16 protein-coding genes are annotated in these 15,061 nt (G+C 68.1%); 5 read left to right on the forward strand and 11 right to left on the reverse strand.

Features of this window, described 5'->3' with window-relative positions:
- On the forward strand, positions 1-503 hold a 503-nt coding region (locus tag KIT86_RS21170; RefSeq protein ID WP_297402072.1), incomplete at its 5' end, for a TetR/AcrR family transcriptional regulator.
- 41 nt (positions 504-544) lie between these two features.
- Positions 545-1,063: a DsrE family protein gene (locus tag KIT86_RS21175; RefSeq protein WP_297402073.1), complete on the forward strand. Its 519-nt coding sequence runs from the start codon at positions 545-547 to the stop codon at positions 1,061-1,063.
- Here KIT86_RS21175 and KIT86_RS21180 read toward each other — a convergent pair.
- The 11 genes from KIT86_RS21180 to KIT86_RS21230 all read right to left on the reverse strand — a co-directional run bounded on the left by KIT86_RS21180 (position 1,033) and on the right by KIT86_RS21230 (position 11,767).
- Complete coding sequence (locus tag KIT86_RS21180) at positions 1,033-1,236, reverse strand: hypothetical protein (protein ID WP_297402075.1); 204 nt, start codon at positions 1,234-1,236, stop codon at positions 1,033-1,035. The genes KIT86_RS21175 and KIT86_RS21180 overlap by 31 nt on opposite strands.
- Entirely contained in the window at positions 1,233-2,111 is an 879-nt protein-coding gene (locus KIT86_RS21185) for a sugar phosphate isomerase/epimerase (protein ID WP_297402078.1), read from the reverse strand. The genes KIT86_RS21180 and KIT86_RS21185 overlap by 4 nt, the downstream gene beginning before the upstream one ends.
- A 3-nt stretch (positions 2,112-2,114) precedes the next feature.
- Positions 2,115-3,302, reverse strand: a complete 1,188-nt coding sequence (locus KIT86_RS21190; protein WP_297402080.1) for a dihydrodipicolinate synthase family protein — start codon at positions 3,300-3,302, stop codon at positions 2,115-2,117.
- A gap of 120 nt (positions 3,303-3,422) precedes the next feature.
- Complete coding sequence (locus tag KIT86_RS21195; RefSeq protein WP_297402082.1) at positions 3,423-4,586, reverse strand: Gfo/Idh/MocA family oxidoreductase; 1,164 nt, start codon at positions 4,584-4,586, stop codon at positions 3,423-3,425.
- Positions 4,587-4,626: 40 nt separating this feature from the next.
- Complete coding sequence (locus KIT86_RS21200) at positions 4,627-5,598, reverse strand: tripartite tricarboxylate transporter substrate binding protein (protein WP_297402084.1); 972 nt, start codon at positions 5,596-5,598, stop codon at positions 4,627-4,629.
- 229 nt (positions 5,599-5,827) lie between these two features.
- Positions 5,828-7,183: a hypothetical protein gene (locus KIT86_RS21205; protein WP_297402086.1), complete on the reverse strand. Its 1,356-nt coding sequence runs from the start codon at positions 7,181-7,183 to the stop codon at positions 5,828-5,830.
- Complete coding sequence (locus KIT86_RS21210) at positions 7,180-8,010, reverse strand: sugar phosphate isomerase/epimerase (RefSeq protein ID WP_297402088.1); 831 nt, start codon at positions 8,008-8,010, stop codon at positions 7,180-7,182. Before KIT86_RS21210 ends, KIT86_RS21205 begins: the two co-directional genes overlap by 4 nt.
- Positions 8,007-9,506 (reverse strand): tripartite tricarboxylate transporter permease, encoded by a 1,500-nt coding sequence (locus KIT86_RS21215; protein WP_297402090.1) that lies wholly within the window; start codon positions 9,504-9,506, stop codon positions 8,007-8,009. Before KIT86_RS21215 ends, KIT86_RS21210 begins: the two co-directional genes overlap by 4 nt.
- A gap of 9 nt (positions 9,507-9,515) precedes the next feature.
- On the reverse strand, positions 9,516-10,010 hold the full coding sequence (locus KIT86_RS21220; protein WP_297402091.1) for a tripartite tricarboxylate transporter TctB family protein: 495 nt from the start codon (positions 10,008-10,010) through the stop codon (positions 9,516-9,518).
- 21 nt (positions 10,011-10,031) lie between these two features.
- On the reverse strand, positions 10,032-11,039 hold the full coding sequence (locus KIT86_RS21225; protein ID WP_297402092.1) for a tripartite tricarboxylate transporter substrate binding protein: 1,008 nt from the start codon (positions 11,037-11,039) through the stop codon (positions 10,032-10,034).
- Between the two features lie 77 nt (positions 11,040-11,116).
- A complete protein-coding gene (locus KIT86_RS21230; RefSeq protein WP_297402094.1) occupies positions 11,117-11,767 on the reverse strand; it encodes a TetR/AcrR family transcriptional regulator in 651 nt (216 codons plus the stop codon).
- Positions 11,768-11,802: 35 nt separating this feature from the next.
- Between KIT86_RS21230 and KIT86_RS21235 the strand changes: the two genes are divergently transcribed.
- The 3 genes from KIT86_RS21235 to KIT86_RS21245 all read left to right on the forward strand — a co-directional run bounded on the left by KIT86_RS21235 (position 11,803) and on the right by KIT86_RS21245 (position 14,953).
- Positions 11,803-13,506, forward strand: a complete 1,704-nt coding sequence (locus KIT86_RS21235) for a thiamine pyrophosphate-binding protein (protein ID WP_297402096.1) — start codon at positions 11,803-11,805, stop codon at positions 13,504-13,506.
- Between the two features lie 86 nt (positions 13,507-13,592).
- Positions 13,593-14,288, forward strand: a complete 696-nt coding sequence (locus KIT86_RS21240; RefSeq protein ID WP_297402098.1) for a LuxR C-terminal-related transcriptional regulator — start codon at positions 13,593-13,595, stop codon at positions 14,286-14,288.
- Positions 14,289-14,299: 11 nt separating this feature from the next.
- Complete coding sequence (locus KIT86_RS21245) at positions 14,300-14,953, forward strand: Crp/Fnr family transcriptional regulator (protein WP_297402100.1); 654 nt, start codon at positions 14,300-14,302, stop codon at positions 14,951-14,953.
- The last annotated feature ends 108 nt before the right edge of the window (positions 14,954-15,061 follow it).

A 15,061-nucleotide genomic window follows, 5' to 3' on the forward strand; every position in this document is an offset into this window, starting at 1 on the left:
CGTCGTTGGCGGACGTCGCCGCCGCAGCGGGCATTCCGCTGGGCAGCGTGCATTTCTATTTCCCCACCAAGGAGCTGCTTGCCAGCGCCATCGTCGACCTGCGCGTTGGCGTCATCCAGTCCCGCCTGACGCGCTGGGAGGCGCTCAAGAATCCCCGTGCCCGCCTCGCGTCGCTGGCCGATGTCTGGCTGCGCGATCGGGAGTCCGATACCCGGCACGGCTGTCCGGTCGGAAGCCTGTGCTACGAGCTGGGCAAGGACGGCGGGACGCTCGGGCAGCTCGCCTCGAAGCCGTTCTCCCTCCTGCTGTCGTGGTGCATGCGGCAGTTTGCCGCGATGGGCCTCGCACGCAGCGCGCGCCAGCACGCCATTCAGCTGCTGTGTTCGTTGCAGGGCATGGGCATTCTGGCCAATGCGCTGAAGGACCCCAAGGTCATCGACACCGAAGCCCGGCAGATCAAGGCCTGGCTTCGTTCGCTGGAACTGCGCGCGAGCACCAGCTAGTTCGTCGGTCTGTTTTCTTATCCCCTCCTGGAGTTCTCAAGATGAAGTTTTTCACCCGCACGCTGCTCGCTTCGGCGTGGGTTCTTTGTTCGGCGGTGGCCTCGGCGCAAGAGTTCGCGCCCTACGGCACCGCCAAGGTCGACATGCACGAGTACCCGACCATCAATGCCGTCTTCGATCTCAACTACGAGAACCCTGGCGACTTGAACATCCTCTACAACTTCGTCAACAACACCCGCACGCCCCTCAAAGGCAAGATGGTGGTGGTCACGCACGGCCCCGAGCTCCGGGTGTTCGCCAAGGAGAACTACGAGAAGTACCAGGGCATCGTCGACAGGATGGCCGAACTGGCCAGGAACGGGGTGGAGTTCCGCATGTGCAGCAACGCCATGCGCGCTGCAGGCTTCCAGCCCAGCGACATGCATGGCTTCATCACGGTGGTGCCGGCCGGGTTCCCGGAGATCGCCTACCTGCAGGCCCAGGGCTACCGCTACATCAACCCGATTCCGCTGCCGGTCAAGGACGTTCGCTACCTGGACCAGCCGCAGTTGAAGAAGTGAGCGATCCAGGTTCGCGCCAGACGCCCGGGGCGCCAGCCCAGGGTGCGGCGGTGCCAGAGCACCGCGTTGCGCCGCCGCTGCTTGACGATGCGCAGGCGCTCAGGAACGCCTTGCTGGCGGTCGTGTGCGCAGCGCCCGCGTTCCAGGAAGCGCCGCGCGGGCAGGGCGATCACACCGCGCTGCGGTGCCGCTCGATGCAGGTCTTCAAGACCTCGTCGTGATCGCGCTGCCACCAGTGGCCGGTGGAGAAGATCTCCACCTCGCTGAAGCCGGCGAAGCCTTGCGCTTCCACCCAGCCCCGGATGCGCGGGATGTCGATCACGCCATCGCCCATCATGCCCCGGTCGTTGAGCAGGTCGGTGGTGGGCGTGAGCCAGTCGCAGACGTGGAAGGCCAGCAGGCGGTTCTTGCCCGCGCGTTCGATCTGCGCCTGCAGCTTGGGGTCCCACCACACGTGGTACACGTCCACCGCGACGCCGATCGAGCCGGTCTGCCCCGGATCGAGCGCATCGCACACGTCCAGGGCCTGCTCCAGCGTGTTGATGCAGGCCCGGTCGGCCGCGTACATGGGATGCAGCGGTTCGATGGCCAGCGGCATGCCTTGGGACTTGGCGTAGGCCAGCAGTTCGGCGATGCCCTCGCTCACCTGTTGGCGCGCGCGGCCGATGTCCTTGTGCGCGGCCCGGCCGGCCAGCGCGCCGGGCAGGGCACCGACCACCAGCACCAGGCAGGGCGCGTTCAACTCGCAGGCCTCGTCCACCGCGCGGCGGTTGTCGTCGCGCGCGGCCTGCAAGCCGGCGGCGTCCACCGCCGTGAACATGCCGCCCCGGCAGTAGCCCGAGAGCTTCAGGCCAAGCGACTTCACCTGGGCTGAGACGGTCTTCAGACCCACGGCCGCCACCTGGTCGCGCCACGGCGAGATCGCCGGGATGCCGTGGCGCGCACAGGCGTCGAGGATGTCGGTGAGCGGCAGGTCCTGCCCGCGGCTCTTGCGCACCGTCGCGGTGTTGATCGAGAGCCAGCGGTGGTCTTGGGAGAAGTCGCGCATGGCTCAGGCCTCCACGCCGTGCAGGGCCAGCAGCTTGCCCATGCGGTGCACGGCCAGCTCGGGCTGCTCCAGCAGGTTGGCCGCATCGGCCAGGCGGAACAGCTCGGCGAAATGCGGCAGCGAGCGCGTGCTCTGCTGGCCGCCGACCATGGTGAAGTGCGACTGGTGGCCGTTGAGCCAGGCCATGAAGACCACGCCGGTCTTGTAGAAGCGCGTGGGCGCGGCAAAGATGTGGCGCGACAGCGGCACGGTGGGGCCGAGGATGTCGTGGAACGTCTGCAGGTGGCCCTGCGCGAGTTCGCCCAGCGCGGCGCTGGCCGCGGGCGCGATGGCGTCGAAGATGCCCAGCAGCGCATCGCTCTGGCCGTGCGTCTTCTCGGCGCCGAAGCCGTCGCCGGCAATGAGTTCGGCGTAGTTGAAATCGTCGCCGGTGTACATGCGAACGCCCGGTGGCAGCCGGCGGCGCATCGCAATTTCCTTGTCCTTGTCGAGCAGGGAGATCTTGATGCCGTCCACCTTGTCGGGGTGCGCAGCGATCACGGCCAGCGCCGTGTCCATGGCCTTGTCGGGGTCGTCGTTGCCCCAGTAGCCCTTGAGCGCGGGGTCGAACATGTCGCCCAGCCAGTGCAGCACCACGGGCTGCTTGGCCTGGCTCAGGATGCGGTCGTACACGCGCTCGTAGTCGGCCGGGCTTCTGGCCACGCGGGCCAGGGCGCGGCTGGCCATCACGATCAGCCGGCCGCCGAGTTTCTCGATGGCGGCCATCTGCTCTTCGTAGCCGGCGATGACCTCATCGACCGTCTTCACGTTCTCCAGGATGAGGTGGTCGGTGCCGCAGCCCGAGGCCACCAGCGCGCCAGGCACGTCCCTGGCAGCGTCCAGCGATCGGCGGATGAGTTCCAGCGAGGTCGGCCAGTCCAGGCCCATGCCGCGCTGTGCGGTGTCCATGGCCTCGGCCACGCCCAGGCCGAGCGACCAGAGCCGCTGGCGGTAGGCGATGGTGGCGTCCCAGTCCACCGCGCACTGCAGCCAGGGGTCGATGGCGGCGAGCGGGTCGGCCACCACGTGGGCGGCGGAGTAGGCGATGCGGTCGAACTTCACGCCCGGCGCGGGCCTGACCGGGGTGGTGCCGCGCAGGGTGTAGGCCTCGACCTTGCCCGAAGCCGAGGGGAGTTTGAGAGAAAGGGTCATGGGAATGCTCCAGAGCGCAACGCGCGAGAAGGTCAGATCAAGAGACACCGCGGAACCGGCTGTGCCGGGCCGCAGGTGTCGTTTCCTTGAGGGGGTCGCTCGAAGCGCGGCGGGGGTGTTTCAAACCGCCAGTTCGGGCACATCGATCCAGCGGCGTTCCTTCCAGCTGTCCAGCGCGGCTTCCACCAGCTGCACGCCCTTGGCGCCCTCGGGCAGGGTCCACTTGTAGGGCTCGTTCTCCACCACGTGGCGGATGAAGTGTTCCCACTGGATCTTGAAGCCGTTGTCGTACACCTGCGTGTCTGGCACGTCCTGCCATTGCTCGGAGAAGTTCATGGTCTGCTTGACGTCCGGGTTCCACACCGGGCGCGGCGTGTTCACGCGGCTCTGCGCCTTGCAGCCCGTCAGCGTGGCGACGGCCGAGCCGTGCGTGCCGTCGACGTGGAAGGTGACCAGATCGTCGCGGTTGACGCGGGTGGCCCAGCTCATGTTGAGCTGTGCGATCACGTGCTCGCCGTTGTGGCCCGTGAGTTCGGCGGTGGCGTATGCGGCGTCGTCGGCGGTGCACTCGTAGGGTTTGCCGGCTTCGTCCCAGCGGGTGGGGATGTGCGTGGTGCCGATGCACGAGACCGACTTCACTTCACCGAAGAGGTTGTCCAGCACGTAGCGCCAGTGGCACATCATGTCCAGGATCATGCCGCCGCCATCCTCCTTGCGGTAGTTCCAGCTCGGGCGCTGGATGGGCTGAAGGTCGCCTTCGAACACCCAGTAGCCGAACTCCAGGCGCACGCTGAGCATGCGGCCGAAGAAGCCCGCGCGGCGCAGCATGTCGAGCTTGCGCAGCCCGGGCAGGAACAGCTTGTCCTGCACGGCGCCGTGCTTGAGGCCCGACTGCTGCGCCAGGCGGGCGATCTCCACCGCCTCGTTGAGGTTGGTGGCAATGGGCTTCTCGCAGTACACATGCTTGCCGGCGCGGATGGCCTTGGCCAGCAGGGTGGGGCGCATCTGGGTGGTGCCCGCGTCGAAGAAGATGGTGTCGCTCTTGTTGGCCAGCGCGGCATCGAGGTCGGTGCCCCAGCGTGGAATGTGATGGGCCTTGGCCAGCGCCTCCATCTTCTCGGCGTTGCGGCCGATCAGGATGGGGTCGGGCATGACCTTGTCGCCGTTGGAGAGCGTCACGCCGCCCTGCGCGCGGATCGCGCAGATGGAGCGGATCAGATGCTGGTTCATGCCCATGCGCCCAGTCACGCCGTGCATGATGATCCCGAGTTGTTGAACGGCCATTGTCGAATTCCTTCTCTTCTCTTTGAAAACCCGCTGCGGGTCAGTTGCTCACTTGCAGGCCGGCGGCTTTCACCAGCACGGCGTTGCTCTTGATTTCTTCCTTGATGTAGGCGTCGAACTGCTCGGGCTTGAGCGTCCAGGCGTCGGCGCCGAGCTTGAGGAAACGTTCCTTCACTTCCGGCGTGGCCAGGGCCTTGACGACTTCGTCGTGCAGCCGGTTGACGACGTCGCGCGGCGTCTTGGCCGGGGCCATCATCCCGATCCAGAAGTTGAATTCGGAGCCGGGCACGCCGGCTTCGGCGGTGGTGGGCACGTCCGGCAGCGCGCTGGCGCGGCGCGGCGAACCCACGGCCAGGGCCAGCAGCTGGCCCTCCTTGATCTGGCCGATCACCGGGGCGATGGGCGAGAAGTAGTAGTCCACGCGGCCCGCGAGCACTTCGGTGACGGCTTCGGCCGAGCCTTTGAAGGGGATGTTCACCGCATCGATCTGCGCGGCCATCTTGAACTTCTCGGCGTTGAGGTGGGTGGCGCTGCCCTGGCCGGCGGAGGCGAAGTTCATCTTGCCCGGGTTGGCCTTGGCGTTGGCCACGAGCTGCGGCAGCGTCTTGATGTTCTTGCTCGGCGCGATCACCAGCACGTTGGGGGTGGAGGAGATCGGGGTCACGCCCGCGAAGTCACCCACGGTGTCGAAGGAGAGCTTGGCGAAGGTGGACGGGCTCACCGTGTGCGACGACGAGTGGATCATGATGGTGTAGCCATCGGGCGCGGCCGTGGCCACCGCTGCCTGGCCGATGGTGCCGCTGGCGCCGCCCCGGTTGTCCACCACGATGGGCTGGCCCATGCTCTGGCTCATCTTGTCGGTGATCGCCCGCGCGATGATGTCCGTGGTGCTGCCGGCGGCAAACGGCACGATCACGCGGATGGCCTTGTTAGGGTAGGCCTGCTGCGCGGCGGCGGGCAGGCTGGTGGCGAGCGCGAACGCGGCCAGGGCGGTGGCGTGGATCAGTTTCATCTTGTCTCCAGTGAAAAAGGCTGGTTGTTGATTTAATTCACCATTCAGTGAATAAAGGAAATTATAGGAGCACGCATGGACGAACCGCAAGTGCCCAGCAAGGGTTTGTTTTTAAGGGTTTACCCCAGGCAAATGGTCCGCCAGGCGGTGATTCGTCGCTCCCCTGCACAAGAGATGGCCGGCCAGCGGTGTTGCTGAGTGGGTTGTCTATTAACCGAATGGTGAAAATCTAGGCGATGGCTTGCAAGCTGCGCCATTGCGGCATGGCCGCCGTTGCGAAGCCGGGGACGTGCAGGGCACGCAGGTCGAGCTGGCCCTGTCGCACGGCCAGGTGGGGGCGCTCTGCCGTGGTCTCGTAGAAGCCCGGGTGGGCCCTGGCGAAGGCCTGGGCTTCATCGGCCGGCGCGGTGCCGAAGCCGTCCACATAGTGGTGCCCGTTGCGCTCGATGTGGCGCACGCCCAGGCTGGCCGCGAGGAGGGTGTCTTGCTGCACGGCCAGGCCGGCCTGGCAGGTCAGGTCTTCGCCAGAGAGCAGCAGGCGAGGGTCCTGCGCGATGCGATGGGCGTTGCGCAGCGATCGGTAGATGCCCTTGCAGGCTTTGCTCGAGATGCCGTGGTAGCCCAGCGCCAGGCCTTCGTCGAGCGCGCCTGCGTGGTCGTCGGATTCGTCCAGGATCACCGGCACGCCGATGCCCAGCGAGGCGATCGATTCGCGCAGCGCCACCGCGCGCGCCAGCGGCTGCTCCAGCAGCAGGGTGCGGCGCAGCAGATCGGCCAGCGCGGGCGTGGTGCGCAGCGCCTGCCAGAAGCGGCCCAGGCTGGTGGCGTCGGTGAAGGTTTCGTTGCCGTCGAGCGTGACGCGGTACTCGCCGACCTGGCGTTGCAGCACCTCGGCGATGCGGGTGAGGCGATCCACGTCGGCGCCGAGCTGGCCGCTGAGCTTGAGCTTGAAGTGGTGCAGGCCGTGGCGCTGGATGGCGGCCTCCAGCGTGGCGGGCAGGCCATCCTGCGGGTCGGCGCCTTCATCGCTCTGGATCAGGCGGTCGGCCAGGCCGACCGTGTGGCGCAGCACCACGTGGGTGGGGTGATCGAGCTCGAGCCGGGCTCCCCAGGGGTCGCCGAGCACGCCGGCGTGCACGCCGTCGACCCACGAGCGGCCCGCCGCGCGCAGCGCCGCGTCGGCCACGGCCTTGTCGAGCAAGGCGGGTCCGAATTGCGCGGCCAGGCGCGGCAGGCGCCGCCCCACCGATGTGGCGATGGCCGCCTCGCCCGCTTCCTGCGAGAAGGCGTAGGGGCTGAGCGCCTCGCGGATGGCCAGCATGGCCTCGCGCGCGTTGCGCAGCGATTCGCGCAATTGCTCGAAGTTCTGTTCGTGGGTGAGGGCCGGGGATTTGTCGAACCACTTGGGCACCATCAGTTCGGCGCTGGCGCCTTCGACGCGCCGGCCATCGACCTCGGCGAGGACGCGCGCGAAGGCCTGCGGGCATTGCGTGACGGTGGCCGCGCCGAAACGGAAGGGCAGGCGCAGTGTGACGTGGCGCTCGAACAGCTGCACCTCGTGCACGCGCAGGGTCACAGCGGTCATGACAGGGTCCTCCAGATCTCGCGAACATGCTGTGCCGATGCCAGGGCGCAGGCCGGGCCGTCGGGCACGTATTCAAAAGGTTCCACCGCGACCCAGCCGGCGTAGCCCGCGTCCTTGAGCACCTGCAGCACGGGGCGTTGGTCGGTCTCGCCCTGGCCGGGGCCACGGCGGTTCCTGTCGTTCACCTGCACATGCGCGATGTGACCGCTGGCGAGGAAGCGGCGCAGCACCTCGTGCACCGGCTCGGTCTCATTGTGCGAGGCGGCGCTCACGTCGAGCATGGTGCGCATGGCGGGCGAGCCGATGCGGTCCACCATCGCGGCGGCTTCGGCCACGGTGTTGATCACCGGGGTTTCAAAGCGGCCCAGGGGTTCGATGCAATACACCACGCCCGCGCTGGCCGCGTGCGGCGCGAGCTCGGCCATGGCCGCTTCGAAGCGCGCGCTGGCGTCCGCCACGCTCTGCCCGGGACCGGGCGAACGCTGGCGGGGCGAACCGTGCACCAGCACGCGCGCGCCGCAAGCCGCGGTGAAGTCGATCAGGCGGCGCAACAGATCCAGGGTGCGGCGGTGCAAGGCGGCGTCATCGCTCACCAGCGAGAGGCCGGTGGGCTTGACCAGCAGCCAGTGCAGGCTGGAGACGGCCAGGCCGTGGCTGTGGGCGGTGGCCCGCACCTGGTGGGCGGTGGCGCTGTCCAGCGCTTCGGGCTCGCCGGTCAGCGTGAAGGGCGCGATTTCCAGCGCGTCGTAGCCCATGCGGCTGGCGGCCTCGCACTGCGCCGCCAGCGGCAGGGGCTGGAGAACCTCATTGCACAGGGCCAGCTTCATGCCGCCGCCCCGGGCCGGGGTCGGCGGCCGTACAGCGTCCAGAGCTTCCACGCGATGGTGGTGAAAATCAGGGCCGCGACGGTGCCGGCGATGGGGCGGGTGAAGAAAGGCGTGAGGTCGCCGTCGGACAGGATGAGCGCGCGGCGCAGGTTCTTCTCCAACAGGTCGCCGAGCACGATGCCCAGCACCAGCGGCGCCATGGGGTAGCCATGGTGGCGCAGGAAGAAGCCGATCAGCCCGAAGGCCAGCATCACGTAGACGTCGAACAGGCGCCCGGCGATGGCGAAGCTGCCCACGGCGCAGAGCACGAAGACGATGGGCGTGATCAGGTGCTGAGGTACGCGCAGCACCTGCACCAGCGCCTTGGTCAGCACCAGGCCGAAAATCAAAATGCCGATGGTGGCGAACAGCATCATGGTCACCACGTCGTACACGAACTCGGGGTTCTCCACCATGATCAGCGGCCCCGGCTTGACGCCGTGGATGATCATCGCGGCCATCAGCACGGCGGCCGGCGCCGAGCCGGGAATGGCGAGTGTGAGCACGGGAATCACCGCGCCGGGCACGCAGGCGTTGTCACCGGTTTCGGCGGCCATGAGGCCTTCGATCGAGCCCTTGCCGAATTTCTCTTTTTCCTTGCTCGCGCGCTTGGCCGCGGCGTAGGACGACCAGGCGGCCACGTCCTCGCCCACGCCGGGCACGATGCCCACGCCCGTGCCGATCAGCCCTGAGCGCAGGATGGTGCGCCAGTACTGCAGCACATCGCGCACCTTGGGGATGACGGTGTCGAAGGCGCTGATCTTCACGGGTGCCTGCCGCTGGCGCATGGCGGTGAGCAGCTCGGCAAACCCGAAGGCGCCCACCAGCGCCGGCACGAGCTGGATGCCGCCGGCCAGGTCCCTCACGCCGAACGCGAAGCGCTCGTAGCCGTACTGCGGCTCCTGGCCGATGGTGGCGATGAACAGGCCGGCGATGCCGGCGATCCAGCCCTTGAGCGGGTCGTCGCCGGTGAGCGTGCCGGCGATGATGACGCCGAAGAGCGCGAGCCAGAAAAACTCGTAGGCGCCGAACTTGAGCGCCAGGCCGCCCAGCACCGGCGTGAGCGTGGCGAGAAAGAACATGCCGATCAGCGTGCCCATCACCGAGCCGGTGGTGGCGATGCCCATGGCCCGCCCGGCCATGCCCTGGCGCGCGAGCGCATAACCATCGAGGCAGGAGGCGGCCGAGGCGGGCGTGCCCGGGATGTTGAGCAGGATCGCCGAGCGCGAGCCGCCGTAGATCGAACCCACGTAGGTGCAGATCAGGATCAGCAGCGCCTGGCTGGGGGGCAGCTTGAGGGTGAGCGTGGTCACGAGGGCCAGCGACATGGTCGCGGTGAGGCCGGGCAGGGCGCCCATGACCACGCCGACCAGAGACGCCAGCAGGGCATAGGCAATCGTCTCGGGCCCGCTGAAGCGCGCAATGGATTGCCCGAACATGATCAGTCCGTCGAACATGAGCGATACCTATGGAAGACGAACGAGGAAGACCTGCTGGAACACGACAGTGACCACCGCCGACGTGAGCACGCCGGCCAGCACGGCCACGGTGGCGCGGCGCGCGGGCGGGGTTTCGCCCGGGATGAAGACGGCCACGAAGGCCGCGACAAAGAGGGCGGTGACGAGCCAGAACGGCGCGCGGCCGATCAACAGGCCGGCGTACACCAGGGTGAGCGCCATCGTGCTGACAATGCGCCGGTTCAACAGCGGCTCGGCCGGCTCTGCGTGGGGGGCGCGGTCCTCGGCCCGGCGCACCCAGCCGCGCAGCATCAGCACCACGCCCAGCAGCGCGATCAGGCCGCCAATCATGCCGGGCACGAAACCCGGCATCGTGTAGAGCTGCGCGCCCATGGACTCGAAGCGGTCCATGCGCACCGAGCCGGCCACGATCGCCAGGCCAAACACCACCCAGCCCGCGCCGCCCCAGAGGTCGGAGCGGGCGGTCTTTCCACCCTCGCTCATGGTGTGTTCCGTGAAGGGCGATCAGGGCTTGGGAATGCCGACGGTGTCGGGCGACACCTTGGCCTTGCCGGCGGCCTGCTGCGTCCAGGCGTAGGACTGGATGGCGGGGAACACAGCCTTCTGCGCCTCGTCACCGGCCATGGGCGCAAACATGGCGCCGCGCGACTGCGCGTACTTGCGCAGGGCTTCGCTCTTGACCATTTCGGTGGCCCAGATCTTGTCCAGCGTCTGCGCCACCACCGGCGGCGCGGCCTTGGGCACGAAGATGCCGAAGTAGTTGATCGGGTCCTTGAAGCCCGGGATGAATTGCGACAGCGGCGGGATGGTGCCGAAGCCTTCGATCTCGATCGACTTGTCGCCCACCACCGCCAGCGGGCGGATCTTCTTGGCGCGGATCATGTCGGTCTGCTCGGCCGCGAGCTGCGTGGTCACCTCGGTCTCGCCCGAGGCGGCTGCCACGGCGGCGGGCGCGCCCCCGTCGTAGGTGACATGCTTGTAGGTGACGCCTGCGGCGCGCGCGATGGCCTCGATGGCGGAGTGGCCGCTGGAATTCACGCCCGCCGTGGCCACCGAGACCGCGCCTGGCTTGGCCTTCATGGCGGCCAGCAACTCGGTCATGGTCTTGTAGGGCGCGTCGGCGTTGACGCCGACCACCGCGATGTGGGCCACGTTCAGGTAGAGATTCCAGTCGGCGGCGGAGGTGTCGAGCATGCCCAGCACTTTGTAGGTGCCCAGGTCCTTGGCGCCGCCAGCCGTCCAGGTGTAGCCGTCGGCCGGGGCGGCCATCGCATTCTTGGTGCCCACCGAGCCCGATGCGCCGGGCTGGTTCATGACCACGATCTTCTGGCCCAGGTGCTTCTCGAGTTCGGCCGCCGTGACGCGGGTGACCTGGTCGGTGGAGCCGCCCGGGGCCCAGGGCACGATCAGGGTGATCGGCCGGTCGGGCTTCCATTGGGCCAGGGCGCCGGTCGACGCGACGGCCAGCAAGGAGGTGATCAGCAGTTGGCGAAGGGGCAGGGCGGTCTTCATGCGTGTCTCCAGGGGTTTAATTCACCGAGCGGTTAATACTAGAAACCACCCCCTGAGCCGTCAAGCCGCCATTGGCCTCAGTTCCTCAGGACATACCCTAGGATCACATCGCACATGTGGGAGAGCCGCTCGTTGTGCGCCTTGGGCGTCATGAGGTCGCGCCCGAAGATGGCCGAGAGCGTGTGGTTGTTCGAGAGGTAGAAGTAGGACAGGCCTGCGATCGACACGTACAGCTGCAGGGGGTCGATCCCGCCGCGGAAGGTGCCCTCGGCGTGGCCGCGCTCGACCACTTCGGCCAGCGTGGCGATCAAGGGCGAGTTGAGCTGGCGCGCCCGCTCGGACTGCGCCAGATGCCGCGCCCGGTGCAGGTTGGCGCTGTTGAGCAGGGTGAGGAACTCGGGGTGCTCCAGGTAGTAGTTCCAGGTGAACTCGACCAGGCGGCGCAGCGCGATCTCGGGCTTGAGGTGCAGCAGGTTGAGTTGTTGTTCCTCTTCTCGGATGTCGCGGTAGGCCTGCTCCAGAACCGCCTGGAACAGGCGCTCCTTGTCCTCGAAGTAGTAATAGATGAGCCGCTTGTTGAGGCCGGCGCGCTCGGCGATGCGGTCCATGCGCGCACCACCCAGCCCGTGTTCGGCGAACTCGTCTCGCGCAGCGACCAGGATGGTATTCTGAGAGCGGTCGGCGTCTCTCAGGCGCTCTTCCGCGACCGGTGTGGGTGTGCTGCTCATGCCAACATAATTCTCTAATTGGTTAATAAAGTCAAATGACCCGGATCGCTGGCCATCTGCTTGTGGAATGCCTCATTGTCCAGGGTGTGACCCACGCCTTTGGCGTACCGGGTGAAAGTTACCTCGCGGTGCTTGACGGCTTTCACGCCCATGCCGATCGCATCCGTTTCATCACCAACCGGCAGGAGGGCGGCGCGGCTTTCATGGCCGAGGCCCACGGCAAGCTCAGCGGGCGGCCCGGCGTGTGTTTCGTGACCCGCGGGCCTGGTGCCACCAACGCGTCCATCGGCCTGCACACCGCGTTCCAGGACTCCACGCCCATGGTGCTGTTCGTGGGCGATGTGGCGAGCGACGCGCGCGACCGCGAGGCCTTCCAGGAGGTGGATTACGCCGCCTTCTTCGGGCCGTCCACCAAGGGCATGGCCAAGCGCGTGGAGCGCATCGACGACGCGCGCCGCATTCCCGAGTACGTGGCGCGCGCCTTCGCCACCGCCATGAACGGCCGGCCCGGCCCCGTGGTGCTGGTGCTGCCCGAGGACATGCTCACGCAGGCGGTGGAGGCCGAGCCGCTGGCGCGCGTCGAGCCGGTGCAGGCCTGGAGCGACCCAGGCGCGCTGCGCGAGCTGCGCACGCTGTTGCTGGCGAGCGAGCGCCCGCTGGTGATCGCCGGGGGCGGCGGTTGGACGCCGCAGTCGGCCGCCGCGCTGCAGCGCTTCGCCGAGAACTGGCAGCTGCCCGTGGCCAACGCCTTCCGTTTCCAGGACACCTTCGACAACCACCATCCGCTGTACGCGGGCGATGTCGGCTTGGGCATCAACCCCGCGCTCGCGCGCCGCGTGCGCGAGAGCGACTTGCTGATCGCGCTGGGCCCGCGCCTGGGCGAAGCCACCACCGGTGGCTACACGCTGGTCGAGGCACCGGTGCCGGCGCAGAAGCTGGTGCACATCCACGCCAGCGCGGAGGAACTGGGCCGGGTGTACCAGCCCACGCTGGCCATCCACGCCACCATGAACGCCGCGGCGCGCAGCCTGGAGGTGCTCACCGCGCCGCCCACCCTGCGATGGAGTGGCTGGGCGCAGGCCTGTCATGCCGACTACCTGGCCAACATCGACGTGGCCAACGGTGGCATCACGCTGCCGGGCACGATCGACATGCCGGCGATCATCCACACGCTGCAGCGGCACCTGCCGGCCGATGCCGTGCTCACCAATGGCGCGGGCAACTTCGCCAGCTGGCTGCACCGCTTCTTCCGCCACCACGGCCTGGCCAAGGGCCACAAGACGCAGCTCGCGCCCACCAATGGGGCCATGGGCTACGGTGTGCCAGCCGGCATCGGCGCGGCCATCGTCAGCGGGCGCACCGCGTTCACCATCGCAGGCGATGGCGACTTCCTCATGAACGGGCAGGAGCTGGCCACCGCCATGCAGCATGGCGCGAAGAGCATCGTGCTGCTGCTCAACAACGGCAGCTTCGGCACCATCCGCATGCACCAGGAGCGCGAATACCCGGCGCACGTGAGCGGCTCGGGCCTGGCCAACCCCGACTTCTGCGCGCTCGCCCGCGCCTATGGCTACGCGGCCGAGCGCATCACCCACACCGCCGAGTTCGAGCCCGCGCTCCAGCGCGCCCTGGCCGCGCCCGTGGGCACGGTGATCGAGGTCCTGCTGGACGTGGACGTGATCACCACGCGCGGCACGCTCGGCGCGATCCGCCAGGCCGCCCAGCGCGCGGCCATGTGAATGCGTCACAAAGCCGGGGGCAGCTTCACACACCCTGGCGGCAACGCCCCTGCCTAGACTGACCCATCCATCAACGGGGGTTGGTCATGTGGCAAGCAACGGACACAGGTTGGAACGGCGGCGCGGATGTTTCGGGCGGCATGGGCCTGCGGGCGGGCCTGGGCACACAGCACCTCATGCGCGTCTTCGACGAGATCGACTACGGCATGTTGATCATCGACGCGCAGGGGCACATCCTGCACGCCAACCACCTGGCGCGGCACGAACTGGCCAATGGGCGGGTCATCATGTCGTACGGCAACAGCCTGCTGGGCAGCAGCGCCGAATTCACCTCGCAGATCCAGCTGGCCATGGAGTCCTCGTTCCGCGGCCAGCGCAAGCTGCTCATGCTGGTCTCGGGCGAGAAGGAGCTGTCCCTGGCCTTCACGCCACTGAGCCACCCGCTGGAGGCCGACGCGCCCTCGGTGCTGGTGCTGCTGTCGCGCCAGAGCACCTGCGACAACCTTGCGGTGCGCATGTTTGCCCGCTCGCTCAACCTCAGCCCGAGCGAAGAGTCGGTGCTCATGGGCCTGTGCCGGGGCCTGCAGATCACCGAAATCGCTTCCCAGCACGGCGTGGCCGAGTCCACCGTGCGGAGCCAGATCAAGACGCTGCGCGAGAAGGCCGGCGCGCCGAGCATCCGCCGCCTGCTGCACCGGGTCAACAGCCTGCCGCCGGTGGTGCCTGCCTTGCGCATCATCACGCCCATGCCTCACAATGCCACGGAGTTTTCCCACCCGTGACGTGAGCCTGGATGCCTGCCCCTGCCGTTTCCTTCGCAACCCCTCCCAAGTCCCACCACATTGAAGCGCTCGCGACCCTCGGGGTTGCACGGCGCTATCGCCGTGGGGCGCTGCTGATCCAGGAAGGCGAAACCGGCGACACGCTGTACATCGTGCTGCAAGGGCGCTTGCGGGCATTCGTCGCCGACAGCCAGGGCCGCGAACTCACGCTGGGCATGTACGGTCCGCTCGAATACGTGGGCGAGATGTCGCTCGACGGCGGACCTCGCTCGGCCAATGTGGAGGCCGCCGAGGCCAGCACCTGCGCCGTGGTGTCGCGCGCCACCCTGCTCGAGTACATCGCGGCCCATCCCGAGTTCGCCCTGGAGCTCATGGCCCGCCTGATCCGGCGCGCGCGCCTGGCGACCGACAGCGCGCGCAGCGTGGCGCTCATCGATGTCTACGGCCGGCTGGTGCGCCTGCTCAACGAGCTGGCCAGCAGCCAGCCCGACGAGAACGGGGAGCGCCCCTTGAAGGAGCGCCTGACCCATCAGCAGATGTCGCAGCACCTGGCCTGCTCGCGCGAGATGGTGAGCCGCCTGCTCAAGGACCTGGAGATCGGCGGCTACATCGCCGTGCGCGAGCGCTGGATCGTGCTGCGCAAACCCTTGCCCGCGCGCTGGTAGACCGCCGCTCAGAGGCGGTTGATCATGTCGCGCGCCTGCAGGGGGGCGGCCGAGCTGGTGCCCGCCAGCCGGACCACGCTGCCGCTTCGGCTGCCCGCGCCGAGCACG

Origin of the sequence: Hydrogenophaga sp., assembly GCF_026125825.1 — a bacterium.
In the GTDB taxonomy this organism is placed as follows: Bacteria; Pseudomonadota; Gammaproteobacteria; order Burkholderiales; family Burkholderiaceae_C; genus Hydrogenophaga.

Coding starts and splice junctions, on each gene's coding strand:
- KIT86_RS21220 (WP_297402091.1), bottom strand. CDS start 10,010: ATGAGCGAGGGTGGAAAGACCGCCCGCTCCGACCTCTGGGGCGGCGCG.
- KIT86_RS21185 (WP_297402078.1), bottom strand. CDS start 2,111: ATGCGCGACTTCTCCCAAGACCACCGCTGGCTCTCGATCAACACCGCG.
- KIT86_RS21175 (WP_297402073.1), top strand. CDS start 545: ATGAAGTTTTTCACCCGCACGCTGCTCGCTTCGGCGTGGGTTCTTTGT.
- KIT86_RS21215 (WP_297402090.1), bottom strand. CDS start 9,506: ATGTTCGACGGACTGATCATGTTCGGGCAATCCATTGCGCGCTTCAGC.
- KIT86_RS21235 (WP_297402096.1), top strand. CDS start 11,803: ATGACCCGGATCGCTGGCCATCTGCTTGTGGAATGCCTCATTGTCCAG.
- KIT86_RS21205 (WP_297402086.1), bottom strand. CDS start 7,183: ATGACCGCTGTGACCCTGCGCGTGCACGAGGTGCAGCTGTTCGAGCGC.
- KIT86_RS21195 (WP_297402082.1), bottom strand. CDS start 4,586: ATGGCCGTTCAACAACTCGGGATCATCATGCACGGCGTGACTGGGCGC.
- KIT86_RS21210 (WP_297402088.1), bottom strand. CDS start 8,010: ATGAAGCTGGCCCTGTGCAATGAGGTTCTCCAGCCCCTGCCGCTGGCG.
- KIT86_RS21245 (WP_297402100.1), top strand. CDS start 14,300: ATGCCTGCCCCTGCCGTTTCCTTCGCAACCCCTCCCAAGTCCCACCAC.
- KIT86_RS21240 (WP_297402098.1), top strand. CDS start 13,593: ATGTGGCAAGCAACGGACACAGGTTGGAACGGCGGCGCGGATGTTTCG.
- KIT86_RS21225 (WP_297402092.1), bottom strand. CDS start 11,039: ATGAAGACCGCCCTGCCCCTTCGCCAACTGCTGATCACCTCCTTGCTG.
- KIT86_RS21190 (WP_297402080.1), bottom strand. CDS start 3,302: ATGACCCTTTCTCTCAAACTCCCCTCGGCTTCGGGCAAGGTCGAGGCC.
- KIT86_RS21230 (WP_297402094.1), bottom strand. CDS start 11,767: ATGAGCAGCACACCCACACCGGTCGCGGAAGAGCGCCTGAGAGACGCC.
- KIT86_RS21200 (WP_297402084.1), bottom strand. CDS start 5,598: ATGAAACTGATCCACGCCACCGCCCTGGCCGCGTTCGCGCTCGCCACC.